This window comes from Mycobacterium gordonae (genome assembly GCF_002101675.1).
GTDB classification, from domain to species: domain Bacteria; phylum Actinomycetota; class Actinomycetes; order Mycobacteriales; family Mycobacteriaceae; genus Mycobacterium; species Mycobacterium gordonae.
Genome location: NZ_LQOY01000020.1, coordinates 1 through 13,341, shown reverse-complemented (window position 1 = coordinate 13,341; position 13,341 = coordinate 1). Strand labels below are relative to the sequence as shown.

Below are 13,341 nucleotides of genomic sequence, written 5' to 3'. Positions count from 1 at the left end.
ACCCCCGCCCAACGCTTAGCAGCCCTGCTCGATCAAGCCGCCTAACCGCGTTGCACTAACCACTTGACATTGAGCGCGATTTTCTCGCAGCCAGTTCACGCTCGGCGACGTCTAGGCGTCAGGCCACCGCGTCCAGTTGGGCGCATAGCCCGTCGTGGAGGGGCTAGCGTCGAACCCTATGGAGAAATTCCCCGCGCTGGTCGCCCGTCAAGACGGCGATCAGATTTCCGCTGCGCTACAGACGCTTTCCGAAGCCGACCTGCCGCCCGGCGACGTGACGATCCGGGTGCTGTATTCCAGCGTCAACTTCAAGGATGCGCTGGCGCTCACGCCGGGCGGCGGCGTGGTGCGTCATTATCCGGTCGTTCCGGGCATTGACCTGACCGGTGAGGTGGTCGATTCGCAGTCAGCCGAGTTCGCCGTCGGGGATGCCGTGGTGGCGCACGGCTACCAGATCGGCACCGGTCATCACGGCGGTTACGCCGAATACGCGCGGCTACCGGCCGATCAGGTGGTGTCGCTCGGTGCGTTGAGCCCGCGCGACGGCGCCGCGATCGGGACCGCGGGCTTCACGGCGGCGATGAGCGTGCAGGCCCTCAACGACTGGGGCATCACACCGCAGGATGGACCCGTCGTTGTCACCGGCGCATCCGGTGGCGTCGGCACCGTCAGCGTCGATCTGCTCGCCGCGGCCGGCTATCAGGTGGTGGCGTCCACCGGCAAACCTCAGGCCACGGATCTGCTCAAAAAGCTTGGGGCTGCTGAAGTTATCGGCCGGTTGCCGGGCGATCCGGATGCCAAGCCACGGCCACTGGCCAAGACACGCTGGGCGGCCGGCGTGGACTGCGTCGGCGGGGCGACCCTGGCCGACGTGCTCAGCGCTGTCGACTACCGCGGCGCGGTGGCCGCCAGCGGGCTTACCGGAGGCGTTGCCCTGCACACCACGGTGATGCCGTTCATCCTGCGCGGCATCGCCTTGCTGGGTATCGACTCGGTGCAGCTGCCGATCGGTCCGCGCCGCGACCTGTGGGCACGGCTGGGCGATTCGTTGCGCCCGCGTCATCTGGACGCCGTTACCAGCGAGGTCGACGTCAAGGACGTCGTCGGGGTGCTCGACCAGGTGCGCGCCGGGGCCTTCACCGGGCGGGCCGTCGTACGGGTCGCGGGTGGGTTCTGAGCCGGAAGTAGGGTGATCGGCATGCGTGCAGCACGGGTGACTCGGCTTGACGGTCCGGAAGCGATCGAGGTGACAGACATCGACGAACCCACCGGTGACGGTGTGGTGGTCGACGTGCACGCCGCCGGGGTGGCGTTCCCGGACGCGCTGCTCACCCGCGGGTTGTACCAGTACCGGCCGGATCCGCCGTTCACCCTCGGCGCCGAGATCGCCGGGGTGGTCCGCTCGGCACCGCAGGACGCGCACGTCCAAGCCGGTGACCGGGTGCTGGGCTTGACGATGCTGACCGGCGGCATGGCCGAGGTCGCCTTGCTGGCGCCCGACCGGCTGTTCAAGTTGCCGGACAACCTGAGCTTCGAAGCCGGTGCCGGGGTGCTGTTCAACGACCTGACGGTGTACTTCTCGCTGGCCGTGCGCGGCCGGCTGCAGCAGGGTGAAACGGTACTGGTGCACGGCGCGGCGGGCGGCATCGGCACGTCGGCCTTGAGATTGGCCCCCGCACTGGGCGCATCGCGGGTGATCGCGGTGGTCAGCTCCGAGGAGAAGGGCCGGATCGCCACCGCGGCCGGCGCCACCGACGTGGTGCTGGCGGACGGGTTCAAGGACGCGGTCAAGGAACTGACCGGCGGCCGCGGCGTCGACATCGTGGTGGATCCCGTTGGCGGTGACCGGTTCACCGATTCGCTGCGTTCCCTGGCTCCGGCCGGACGGTTGCTGGTGATCGGCTTCACCGGTGGTGAGATCCCGACCGTCAAGGTAAACCGATTGCTGCTCAATAACATTGACGTGGTCGGCGTCGGGTGGGGCGCCTGGGCCGGCCGGCACCCCGGAGCGCTGCAAGAGCAGTGGGCGGCGCTCGAGGAGCTGTTCACCTCGGGCAAGCTCGCGGCGCCAGAGCCGGAGGTCTTCCCGCTGGATGACGCAGCGGCCGCGGTGGCGTCGCTGGAAAACCGAAGCGCCAAGGGCAAAGTCGTGCTGCGGATGCGCTAGCGCATCGAGCAGGACCATTGAAGCGGCTCCGGGCTTGCCCGTTGGCTGAACAAAAAGTAATGTCACTTTTACTTTTACTGCCGAGCCTCGGAGTCGCTTCATGGAATCGTTCGTCCACCTGCGTAAAGGCAGGACACCGCGGCGGGTGCACGCCGATCTCGACGGCCTCAAAGACGACGAGATGGGCCGCGGCGGCTTCGCCGGGCGCACCGCCAACATCTACCGCCGCCATGACCCCACCGCCTACCGCGCCGTCGGTCCCCTGCGCCCGGTCGACGTCCTGGCCGACCAGCTCAAACCCAGTGACGCCACCGATGCCAACGGCGGACCGCTGCTGATGTTCAGCAACGCAGACTGCCGGGTGTATCTGAGCCGACGCCACGAGGAGATGCCCTTCTACACCCGCCACGTCGACGGGGATCTGCTGTGCTTCGTGCACAACGGCGCGGGCCTGCTGGAAACGGAGTTCGGGCCGTTGCGCTACCGGCAGGGTGACTGGGTGTACCTCCCGAAAGCCACCACTTGGCGCCAGATCCCGGACCCCGAAACGAAGGAAGCAACCACTTTGCTGATGATCGAGGCCACCGACGAGTTCCGGGTTCCCCCGCCCGGACCGTTGGGCCGGCACTTCCCCTTCGATCCGTCGCAGGCGGTCATTCCGGAGCCGGCGCCGATCGACGACGACGGGCGAGACGAATACGAGGTCCGCCTGATTCATGAAGGCGGCCCCACAACCCTTTACTATCAACACAATCCGATCGATGTCGAAGGCTGGCGCGGCGACAACTTCGCGTTCACCTTCAACATCGCCGACTACAACGTCATTACCTCCGACAGCGTGCACCTGCCGCCGACCGTTCATCTGTTCATGCAGGCAACCGGTGTCTATGTGATGAACTTCCTGCCCAAACCGGCCGAAAGCGTCCCCGGCACCGAACGCACGCCCTGGTATCACCGCAATGTCGACTACGACGAGATCGCGTTCTTCCACGGTGGCTCGCTCTACGGCATCCCGATGCCGCCCGGCCTGATATCCCATGCGCCACAAGGGGTTCACCACGGCGCACCGGAGAAAGCGCGGGAACGCGCCCGGCGCAAGTTCGACGAGTACTCCAGCGTCGACTGGCAGGTGATCGCCATCGACACCCGTCGCCGGCTGGTCCCGTCGGCCGAGGTGCTGGCCCACGACCTGGGGCAGCACTCATGAAGTTCGAGTATGACCGAATTCCGTATCTCGTTGCCTTCCAGAACAATTCCGGCGTGCGCGACGTCTATGGCGGGCTCGCCGAGATCACGGTGCTGGAAAGCTATCTACTCAAGCCAAAAGACCGGGAGTCGGACACCGTGCTGGTGTTCATGCATCCGATCGGCGGCGGCGCTTACCTGCCGATGATCAATGCGCTGGCCCGGGCCGGCCACCATGTCATCTACTGCAACAGCCGGTTCCGCGGCACCGACTCCGCGCTGCTGATGGAGAAGGTGGTCGAGGATCTCGGCGAATGCATCAAGGACGCCAAGAACCGGCTGGGTTACCGCAAGGTGGTGCTGGCCGGCTGGAGTGGGGGCGGCTCGCTGTCAGTGTTCTACCAGCAGCAGGCCCAGCATCCGACCATCACGTCCAGCCCGTCAGGCGACGGCCCGGACCTGACCAAGCTCGAGTTGCCACCCGCCGACGGCATCATGTTGCTCGCCGCGCACATCAGCCGGCACGGCACGCTGACCGAGTGGCTGGACGCGTCGATCCTGGACGAAGCCGACCCGACCAAGCGCGACCCTGAACTGGATCTCTACAACCCCGACAATCCGAATCAGCCGCCGTACACCGAGGAGTTCCTCACCCGCTACCGGCAGGCGCAGATCGACCGCAACCGCCGGATCACCGCGTGGGTCCGCGAGAAACTGGCCGAATTGCAGGCTGCCGGTCGTCCCGATGATGAGTTCTGCTTCGTCGTGCACGGCACCATGGCCGACCCCCGCTGGCTGGACCCTACCGTCGACCCGAACGAGCGCACTCCGGGCACCTGCTACCTGGGTGACCCGCAGGTGGTGAACATGAGTCCGGTCGGCCTGGCCAGGTTCTCCACGCTGCGCGGTTGGCTGTCGCAGTGGAGCTATGACGAGGCCCGGGGCGACGGCGTAGCGTGCGGGAAGGATCTCGCGATCCCGGCCCTGGTGATCGGTAACCTGGGCGACGACGCATGCACACCCAGCCACACCCGGCGGCTCTACGAGGCGATCGGGCACCCGGACAAGGAGATGCACGAAATCCCCGGCGCGACACACTATTACGCGGGACCCGACCAGCGCGACAAGTTGCGACAGGCGGTCGAGGTCGTCACCGACTGGCTGACTCGCCACGACTTCGTGGGCCGGCAGTGACCGGTGCTCTCGACGGCATCCGGGTGCTCGAACTCGGCACCCTGATCGCCGGCCCGTTCGTCGGCCGCCTGCTCGGCGACATGGGCGCCGACGTCATCAAGGTGGAACCACCCGGCGCCCCGGACCCCTTGCGGACCTGGGGGCAGGCGGAGGTGAGCGGCCATCGGGTGTTCTGGACGGTGCACGCCCGAAACAAACGCGCCATCACACTCGACCTGCGCAAGCCACGCGGCCGCGAACTGTTTCTGGAACTCGTCGAGAAGTCAGACATCGTGGTGGAGAACTTCCGGCCCGGCACCTTGGAGAAGTGGAACCTGGGTTACGAAGTGCTCAGCGAACGCAATCCGGGCATCATCCTGGTCCGCGTCTCCGGGTACGGGCAGACCGGTCCGGACGCCCACAAGGCTGGATATGCGTCGGTCGCCGAGGCGGCCAGCGGGCTGCGGCACCTCAACGGCTTCCCCGGTGGCCCACCACCCCGGCTCGCGCTGTCGCTGGGCGACACGCTGGCCGGCATGTTCGGGGCGCAGGGCGCACTCGCCGCGCTGCACCGCCGCAGCGTCACCGGCCACGGCCAGGTGGTCGACGTCGCGCTCACCGAATCCTGTTTGGCGGTGCAGGAATCCACCATCCCGGACTACGACGTCGGCGGGGTGGTGCGGGGCCCGTCGGGTACCCGGCTGGAGGGCATCGCGCCGTCGAACATCTATCAGAGCGCCGACGGGTCGTGGGTGGTGATCGCCGCCAACCAGGACACCGTCTTCGCCCGGCTGTGCAAGGCAATGGAGCGCCCGGAACTGGTCACCGACGACCGGTTCGCCACCCACGGCGCCCGGGGACGCAACCAGGACGAGCTGGACGAGATCATCGGCGCCTGGGCCGCCCAGCGCCAGCCCGGGGAGATCATCGAAACACTCTCGGCCGCAGGCGTAATTGCCGGTCCGATCAACACGGTCGCCGAGGTGGTCAACGACCCGCAGCTGCGGGCCCGCGACATGCTGGTGCCGCACCACGACGAACGGCTGGGTCGCGACGTCCTAGGTCCGGGCATCGTGCCGGTGCTGTCCGAATCTCCGGGCACCGTGCGCAATGCCGGTCCCGCCCGACCGGGGCAGCACAACGAAGACGTCTACACCGGGCTGCTGGGCAAGACGGCCGAGGACGTCGCGTCGTTGGTGTCCGAGGAGGTCATATGAGTCCCCATGTCGACATCCGCGAAGTGGCGCTGCGCGACGGGCTGCAGATCGAGAAGCCGATTCCGTTGTCGGCCAAGCTGGATCTGTTGGCCGCGGTGGCCGCCACTGGGGTACGTGAAGTCGAAGCCACCGCGTTTGTGTCGCCGTCGAAGGTGCCGTCGATGGCTGATGCCGCGGAACTGGCCGCCGAATTGCACAATTACCCCGACATCGAGTTCTCCGCGTTGGTAGCGAGCCCGAACGGCGCCCGAAGGGCGATCGCCGCAGGGCTGCGCTCCATCGAGTACGTGGTCGCTGCGTCAGATGCGTTCAGCCAGGCCAATGTCGGGCGGTCCAGCGCGCAGGCCACCGAGCAGATCAACGAGATCGTCGCCATCGCGCACGACGCCGACGCGACCGTCGAGGTGATCGTCGCCACCGCATGGGACTGCCCGTTCGACGGGCCCACTCCCCCGCAACGGGTGCTCGACATCGCCGCCGCCGCCCGCGAGCAGAGCGCCGACCGATTCTGCATCGCCGACACCATCGGCACCGCCACGCCCGGCCGGGTGAGTTCGCTCGTCGAGCAGGTACATCCGGTGATCGGCGGGTTGCCGCTGGGCGGGCATTTCCACAACACCCGGGGCGCCGGCCTGGCCAGCGCGTACGCCGCCGTGACGGCCGGTGTCACCCGGCTGGACGCCTCGGTGGGCGGCCTGGGCGGTTGCCCGTTCGCGCCGGGGGCAACGGGAAACATCGCCACCGAAGACCTGGTATATCTGCTGACGGACAGCGGCTTCGACGTCGACGTCGATCTGCCGGCCGCCATCGCCGCCGCGCGGGTCGCGCAGGCGGCGGTCGGCCATGACCTACCGAGCGCCCTGCTGCGCGCGGGAGACCGGATGCGAACCTGATGCCGGCCGAAGTGCTCAGCGCCAAGGGCCAGCAGACCCGCCAGGCCATCGAGCTGGCGGCGCGGAAGTTGTTCGCCGAACGTGGCTTTCACGGCACCACCCTCGCCGACATCACAACGGCGGCGGGAAAGTCATCAGCGGTGTTCTACCGGTACTTCACCGACAAGGAAGATCTGCTGGCCGCGCTGGCGGAGTCCTTTCTGCACGAGGTCGTCGAGCCGTCCGGGTTGCGGGTTCATCTGCCCGACTCACCCGAGGACGAGGCTTTCTTCACCTCCGTGGTCACTGGCTACTGGAGCATGTTCAAGCAGAACATCGGCATCATGATCGCCGTGGCGCAGCTAGCTGCCACCCAACAACGGTTCGCCAAGGTCCAGAACGAGTTCCGGCGGTTCGGCATGGATATCGTGGCGGCCTCGGTGCGCCGAGCGCAGGAACAGGGCTACGGAACCGAGCTCAACCCGGAGCATACGGCGGCGGCCATCGCGCTGCTGTTCGAGAACTTCACCACCGTGTTCGTCGGCAAGCCGGACTTGGGCGTGACGATCACCGACGACGACGCCATTGCACTGCTGTCGCGAATCTGGAAGAAAACGCTGTACGGAGCATAAGGAGCAATCAACGTGGATTTCAGCCTCCCCGAACACCTTCCGAGCCTGCTCGCGGAAATGGACGAGTTCATCGAGAACGAGATCAAACCGCTGGAACGCGAGAACATCCAATACTTCGATCACCGCCGCGAAAATGCCCGCACCGACTGGGACAACGGCGGCATCCCGCGCCGGGACTGGGAAGACTTGCTCGGCGAGATGCGCCGACGCGCCGATAAAGCCGGCTGGCTGCGCTACGGCCTGCCGTCGCAGTTCGGCGGACGCGACGGCACCAACATCGACATGGCCGTCATCCGGGAACATCTGGCGCACAAGGGACTCGGCCTGCACAACGACCTGCAGGACGAGTCGTCGATCGTCGGCAACTTCCCCCAGGTCATCATGATGGACCGGTTCGGCACCGAGGCGCAGAAGCAGGAGTGGACCGAGGCACTGATCACCGGTGAGCGCTCGATGGCGTTCGGGTTGACCGAGCCCAAGCACGGCTCCGATGCCACCTGGCTGGAAACGACCGCCGTCCGGGACGGTGACGGCTGGGTGATCAACGGCGCCAAGCGATTCAACACAGGGGTGCACCGCGCCACCCACGACCTGGTGTTCGCCCGCACCTCCGGCGAGCCCGGCCAGGCGCGCGGCATCACGGCGTTTCTGGTGCCGTGCGACTCTCCCGGCTTCACCATCCCGTTCTACTGGTACACGTTCAACATGCCCACCGACCATGCCGAGGTGGAGCTCAACGATGTCCGGGTGCCCGAAGACGCGGTGCTGGGCGAGGTGGACCGCGGACTGGAAGTGGGCCAGACGTTCTTGCACGAGAACAGAATTCGTCAAGCCGCCAGCAGCCTGGGCGCCGCCCAGTACTGCATCGACCGCGCGGTGGCCTACGCCGGCGAGCGGCACGTCTTCGGCAAGCCGCTGGCGGTGAACCAGGCGGTGCAGTGGCCGCTGGTGGAATTACAGACCGAGGCGCAGATGGTGCGACTGCTCGTCTACTACGCCGCAACGCAATTGGATCGCAACCACCACATGGAGGTATCGGATAAGGTATCGATGGCCAACTACCGGGCCAACCGGCTGGTGTGCGACGCGGCCGATCGCGCCATGCAGGTGCTCGGCGGCATCGGCTACAGCCGCCACGAGCAGCTAGAGCACATCTACCGCCACCACCGCCGTTACCGGATCACCGAAGGTGCGGAGGAGATTCAGATCCGCCGGGTTGCCCAGCGGCTGTTCAAATTCGGCAAGAAATGACGCTGTCCGACAGCTTGACCAGGCTGCTGCAGCCGGCACTGGGCGACGGCATGGCGGTCGACAACCTGCGGGCGCTCACCGGCGGTGCCAGCCGCACCACCTGGGCATTCGACGCGGTTACCGGCGACGACCGCCGGCCGCTGATCCTCCGCACCGGGCCACCCGACGACATCCACGCCGGGATGGAGCTCGAGGCCAGGGTGCAGACGGCCGCGGCGGCCGCCGGGGCGCCGGTACCGCACGTGCTGGTCGCGAGCAATTCGGTTGCCGCACTAGGTAATCCGTTTCTGATCTGCGAGGAGATCAAGGGCGAGACGATCGTTCGGCGCATCTTCCGCCAGCTTGACGACCCGCAGCGGCTGCTGCGGCAATGCGCGCAGGCCTTGGCCGCGATTCACCGCGCCGACGCCGGCGACCCCGACCTGGCCCACGAAGACCCGGTCGAGCACTCCCGGCAGCAACTCGACGACATGGGCGACAGCACAGCAACTTTCGAGTGGACGCTGCGCTGGCTGGCCGCGCACCGTCCGGCCCCGTCGCCTGCGGTGCTGGTGCACGGAGATTTCCGGATGGGCAACCTCATCGTCGACGGATCCGACCTGGCTGCTGTGCTGGACTGGGAGTTAGTGCACGTCGGTGAGCGATACGAAGATCTGGCGTGGTTCTGTGTGCGCGCGTGGCGGTTCGGCGCTCCGGCCAGCCGCGGGGCCGGTGGCCTGGGCAGCATCGAGAACTTCTTGGGCTATTACGAAGAGGCCGGCGCAACCCCCGTCGACCGTGCCGCGTTTCACTGGTGGCTGGTGCTGGCCACGTTGCGCTGGGGCGTCATCTGCCGGTACCAGGCGGAACGCCACCTGAGCGGACAGACCCGCTCGGTCGAATTGGCGACGATCGGTCGCCGGGTGTGCGAGAACGAGTGGGATTTGCTCGAGCTGTTGGAGGATTCGTGAATTTCCACGGCCGGCCGACCGCGGCCGAGCTCGTCGCTGCCGTCGCCGAGTTCCTGGAACGCGACGTCCGGGACGCCACCACAGGTCAGGTCAACTTTCATGCCCGGGTGGCCGCCAACGCACTGCGCATGGTTGAGCGCGAACTGCAAAACCCCGGCGAGGCCGAAATTCGCGCGGCACTGACCCACCTCGGCTTCGCCGACGAGACCGGCCTGGCCGCCGCGATCCGGGCCGGCGAACTGGACGGTCGCGACAGTGACGTGATGGCCTGCCTGCGCACACTGGTGCGCCACCGGCTCGCGGCCGCCCACCCCGGATACGACAAGGAGCCGCAGTCATGACCATCACCGAGCTCGCCGACAGGCTGTTCAATGCCATCGAGAACGGCGACCGAGCCGCCGTCGAAGGCATGTGGAGCCCTGAGATCGCGGTCTGGCGCACCGACGGCCGCCGCGACCCCACCACCTGCGATGACAAGCAGCGGGCGCTGCGCGTCATCGACTGGTTCCTCTCAGCGACGGCCACGCGCAGTTACGAGATTCTGGACCGCCAGGTATTCGAGAACGGCTTCGTCCAGCAGCACGTGCTGCACGCCACGGGGCACGGCGGGGAGTCGATGGCCATGCGGGTTTGCATCGTGATCAAGTTGGACACAACAGGTCTTATCAACCACATAGACGAGTACTTCGACCCTGCCGACCTCGCGCCGCTACTAGTGAGGGACTCACGATGACCACGCTGGAAACCCTGCTCAGCGACCCCGAAACGGTCGGGACCTGGACTTTGGTGCCCGACCGCTCCGCGATCACCTTCAAGATCCGCAATATGTGGGGTCTGATGCCGGTCAAGGGCTCGTTCACCGAGTTCAGTGGCGAGGGCCGGTTCACCAGCACCCGCGCGGTGTCGGGCCGCATCGACATCCGGGCGGACTCGCTGGACACCGGCATCGCACGCCGGGACAAGCACCTGCGCTCGGCCGACTTCTTCGACGTCGAACGCTTCGAGCAGATCACTGTCGTCGTCAATGCCCTGCACCCGGCCAACGGAAAGTCCGCCGACCTGCACACCCACTTCACCATCAAGGGCATCACCGAACCGGTGCCGCTTCCGGTGACGATCACCGAACTCGACGACGGCTCGGTACGAATTTCGGGCCAGACACAGATCGACCGATCGCGGTTCGACCTGGGCTGGAACAAACTCGGCGTGATGTCCAATGCCGTCGTCGTGTCCGCTGACGCCGTCTTCCTGCACTCGGCTGCGATCGCGTGAATTAACATCTGCACCGTGCCCGACTCCAGCCCGCTGCGCATCCTCGTCTACAGCGACAACGTCCAGACCCGCGAACAGGTGAAGCAGGCCTTGGGTAAGAGGCTGCACCCTGACCTGCCCGAGTTGAGCTACGTCGAGGTCGCCACCGGCCCCATGGTGATCCGCACGATGGACGAAGGCGGTATCGACCTGGCCATTCTCGACGGAGAGGCGGCGCCGACCGGCGGGATGGGTATCGCCAAGCAACTCAAGGACGAGTTGTCGTCCTGCCCGCCGATCCTGGTGCTGACCGGACGCCCGGACGATGCCTGGCTGGCCAGCTGGTCACGCGCCGAGGCGGCGGTGCCGCATCCGCTCGACCCCATCGTGCTGGGCCGCACAGCCCTGAGCCTGCTGCGCGCTCCCGCGCACTAGGCCCCGGGGATCTGGATCTTCGCTTCTTCTTCCTCTTCCTCGGCCCGCGGGTGGAACTCACCGGGAGCGATCTTCGGACGTAGCGTGGCGACCGCCTCTTCGGCCTCCTCTGCGGCGGGATCCGACGCGCGGAACCCCGATGCCGGAATCCTCGACGCACCGGCCGTCTGCACGGCCTGGGTCGCCTCGCCCAGAGCTGCCGCCGCCGCGGCGTCGGCAACGGCGGTGGGCAGCACGCTCATGGCCGGCACTTCCGCCTCCGGCGCCTCGGCAGTCACTTCGGCTTCCTGCGTGGCTTCCTCGGTTGCTTCCTCGATCGCGGCGGCCTCGTCGTCCTTCTCCTCGGCCTTGGCGGGCACCGGCATCGACGGGCCGTCGCCGAGGAGACCGGCACTTCGGGTCATTCCCCCCATTGGCATCGGCATCGGCATCATGCCGAAGCCGCCGACGCCCGGGCTGGCTACACCAGGGTTAGCAGTGGTCAGCGCCCCGCTGCCGACATCGGTTCCAGCAGCGGTGCCGCCGGCGTAAGCACCCGCGTCGCCGCCGGTGTAGCTCGCCGGAGCAAGTCCGCTGTCGGCACTGCCGACTCCCCCACCGCCTCCGCCGCCACCCGCGGCAACAGCACCCTCAGCACCGGTGGTTGGGGGCGGGGCACCTCCGCCGCCGCTCGCACCACCGCCCGCCGCCCCGCCAGCGGGACCGGCACCAGCGCCGGCCGCGGCGCTCAGACCGCCGGCGATACCGCCGGCCAGGGCCGGGAAGCTCTGCAACACCGACGACCACGGCACCACCTGCGCCGCAGCGGCGGCCGCTCCGGAGTAGTAGCTGGCCATCGCCGTCACGTCGGCGGCCCACATCTCTTCGTAAATGCTCTCGGCGAGCGCGATCGCGGGCGCATTCTGGCCGAACAGGTTCGTCATCACCAGATTGACGAACGCATTGCGGTTGGCGTCCACCGCACCTGGATGAACTGTTGCCGCCTGGGCCGCCTCGAAGGCACTGACCACCGCCAGCGCCTGCCCGGCCGCTCCCTGAGACTGCGACGCTGCCGCGGCCAGCCAACCTGCATACGGCGCTGCTGCCGCGGCCATCGCCGCCGCCGCGGGTCCCTGCCACGCCTGACTGGCCAGGTTCGAGATCACCGACCCGAATGACTGGGCGGCGGTGCCCAATTCGGCCGAAAGACCTTCCCAGGCCGCCGCCGCCTGCAACATCGGCGCACTTCCAGCGCCGAGGAACATCCGCAATGAGTTGATTTCCGGCGGCAGTGTAAAGAAACTCACAGACCCCGTCCTCCCAGATCGGCCATCGGCATCCTGGCGCTGACCTCGCAAAAGCGTGCAGCGACCCGTTCTAACAGTAACAACAAGCGCTCCGCGCGTCTGGCCGTCGCGCAGATCGGATGCATTTGGCCCCGGCTGGTTTGCGGACGGCACCCAAGGGAGCGGCCTCAGGACCATCGGACGCGTATGGAGGGACTTTAGGCTCTAAAGATCCGCCAACCGAAATCGTTTCATCGGAGAACGTCGTTCTCCGGATACCCCATGGGGTGTGACTCGAGATGACAAACGGGCAGAAGTGATTTCGGGCAGGGGATATCGGGATGTCTTTTCTGGTGGTTTCGCCGGAGGTTGTGTCGCAGGCGGCTGCGGATGTGGCGCGCATCGGTTCAGACGTCGGTGCTGGTAGTGCGGCGGCGGCGCTGCCGACGACCCAGTTGGCCGTGGCGGCCGGTGATGAGGTGTCGGCGGCGATTGCGGCGTTGTTCGGCACGCATGCCCGGGAGTATCAGGCGGTGGCGGGGCAGGCGGCCAGCTATCAGGAGCAGTTCGTGGCCGCGTTGTCCTCGACCGCGGCCGCTTATGCCGAGGCCGAGGCCGGTGCCGCGGCGTGGCTGGGTCCGGCGGCGGCCTCGCCGGTGGCCAATGCGTTCCAGTTGTTCATTTACGGGCCGACGCACACGGTCAGTCAGTGGTGGATCAACAGTGTGTTCGGCCAGGTGCTGGACCCAATCATCAACTTCCCCACCAATTTGTTGCTGGGCCGGGATCTGATCGGCAACGGCGCTGCGGGTACGGCGGCCAATCCCACTGGTGGTGCGGGCGGGTTGTGGTTCGGTGACGGCGGGGCGGGTTACAGCCCGACCGGCAGTACGCCGACGGCCGGCGGCGCTGGGGGTGCGGCGGGGTTGATCGGCACCGGGGG

General features: G+C 67.2%; 15 protein-coding genes. 14 read left to right on the top strand and 1 reads right to left on the bottom strand.

Annotation, left to right across the window (positions count from 1 at the left end; genetic code table 11):
• Positions 1–178: 178 nt before the first annotated feature.
• From AWC08_RS03825 to AWC08_RS03765, 13 genes are all read left to right on the top strand, one after another.
• Entirely contained in the window at positions 179–1,177 is a 999-nt protein-coding gene (locus tag AWC08_RS03825) for an acrylyl-CoA reductase family protein (protein ID WP_085087381.1), read from the top strand.
• Positions 1,178–1,198: 21 nt separating this feature from the next.
• Positions 1,199–2,167 carry an NADPH:quinone oxidoreductase family protein gene (locus AWC08_RS03820; protein ID WP_065132002.1) on the top strand — a complete coding sequence of 323 codons (969 nt, stop codon included), beginning with the start codon at positions 1,199–1,201 and terminating at the stop codon, positions 2,165–2,167.
• Positions 2,168–2,267: 100 nt separating this feature from the next.
• Positions 2,268–3,374, top strand: a complete 1,107-nt coding sequence (locus AWC08_RS03815) for a homogentisate 1,2-dioxygenase (protein WP_065132000.1) — start codon at positions 2,268–2,270, stop codon at positions 3,372–3,374.
• A complete protein-coding gene (locus tag AWC08_RS03810) occupies positions 3,371–4,546 on the top strand; it encodes an alpha/beta hydrolase family protein (protein WP_069434027.1) in 1,176 nt (391 codons plus the stop codon). The genes AWC08_RS03815 and AWC08_RS03810 overlap by 4 nt, the downstream gene beginning before the upstream one ends.
• Entirely contained in the window at positions 4,543–5,742 is a 1,200-nt protein-coding gene (locus AWC08_RS03805) for a CaiB/BaiF CoA transferase family protein (protein WP_065131998.1), read from the top strand. Before AWC08_RS03810 ends, AWC08_RS03805 begins: the two co-directional genes overlap by 4 nt.
• Positions 5,739–6,635: a hydroxymethylglutaryl-CoA lyase gene (locus AWC08_RS03800; protein WP_065131997.1), complete on the top strand. Its 897-nt coding sequence runs from the start codon at positions 5,739–5,741 to the stop codon at positions 6,633–6,635. The genes AWC08_RS03805 and AWC08_RS03800 overlap by 4 nt, the downstream gene beginning before the upstream one ends.
• The gene (locus AWC08_RS03795; RefSeq protein WP_065131996.1) at positions 6,635–7,246 is read left to right on the top strand and encodes a TetR/AcrR family transcriptional regulator; all 612 of its coding nucleotides are present in this window, start codon (positions 6,635–6,637) and stop codon (positions 7,244–7,246) included. The genes AWC08_RS03800 and AWC08_RS03795 overlap by 1 nt, the downstream gene beginning before the upstream one ends.
• Before the next feature lie 12 nt (positions 7,247–7,258).
• A complete protein-coding gene (locus AWC08_RS03790; protein WP_065131995.1) occupies positions 7,259–8,497 on the top strand; it encodes an acyl-CoA dehydrogenase family protein in 1,239 nt (412 codons plus the stop codon).
• A complete protein-coding gene (locus AWC08_RS03785; RefSeq protein ID WP_065131994.1) occupies positions 8,494–9,447 on the top strand; it encodes a phosphotransferase family protein in 954 nt (317 codons plus the stop codon). The genes AWC08_RS03790 and AWC08_RS03785 overlap by 4 nt, the downstream gene beginning before the upstream one ends.
• The gene (locus tag AWC08_RS03780) at positions 9,444–9,788 is read left to right on the top strand and encodes a DUF6285 domain-containing protein (RefSeq protein ID WP_069434028.1); all 345 of its coding nucleotides are present in this window, start codon (positions 9,444–9,446) and stop codon (positions 9,786–9,788) included. Before AWC08_RS03785 ends, AWC08_RS03780 begins: the two co-directional genes overlap by 4 nt.
• On the top strand, positions 9,785–10,180 hold the full coding sequence (locus AWC08_RS03775) for a nuclear transport factor 2 family protein (protein ID WP_069434029.1): 396 nt from the start codon (positions 9,785–9,787) through the stop codon (positions 10,178–10,180). Before AWC08_RS03780 ends, AWC08_RS03775 begins: the two co-directional genes overlap by 4 nt.
• Positions 10,177–10,719 (top strand): YceI family protein, encoded by a 543-nt coding sequence (locus AWC08_RS03770; protein WP_065131991.1) that lies wholly within the window; start codon positions 10,177–10,179, stop codon positions 10,717–10,719. The genes AWC08_RS03775 and AWC08_RS03770 overlap by 4 nt, the downstream gene beginning before the upstream one ends.
• A gap of 15 nt (positions 10,720–10,734) precedes the next feature.
• Positions 10,735–11,133 (top strand): Rv3143 family two-component system response regulator, encoded by a 399-nt coding sequence (locus tag AWC08_RS03765; protein ID WP_065131990.1) that lies wholly within the window; start codon positions 10,735–10,737, stop codon positions 11,131–11,133.
• Here the strand turns inward: AWC08_RS03765 and AWC08_RS03760 are convergent.
• Positions 11,130–12,419 carry a PPE family protein gene (locus AWC08_RS03760; RefSeq protein WP_065131989.1) on the bottom strand — a complete coding sequence of 430 codons (1,290 nt, stop codon included), beginning with the start codon at positions 12,417–12,419 and terminating at the stop codon, positions 11,130–11,132. The two genes, AWC08_RS03765 and AWC08_RS03760, sit on opposite strands and share 4 nt — an antisense overlap.
• Before the next feature lie 320 nt (positions 12,420–12,739).
• On the opposite strand from AWC08_RS03760, the gene AWC08_RS03755 reads away from it, so the two are divergent.
• A partial coding sequence (locus tag AWC08_RS03755) for a PE family protein (protein WP_142283394.1) occupies positions 12,740–13,341 on the top strand: 602 nt, incomplete at its 3' end.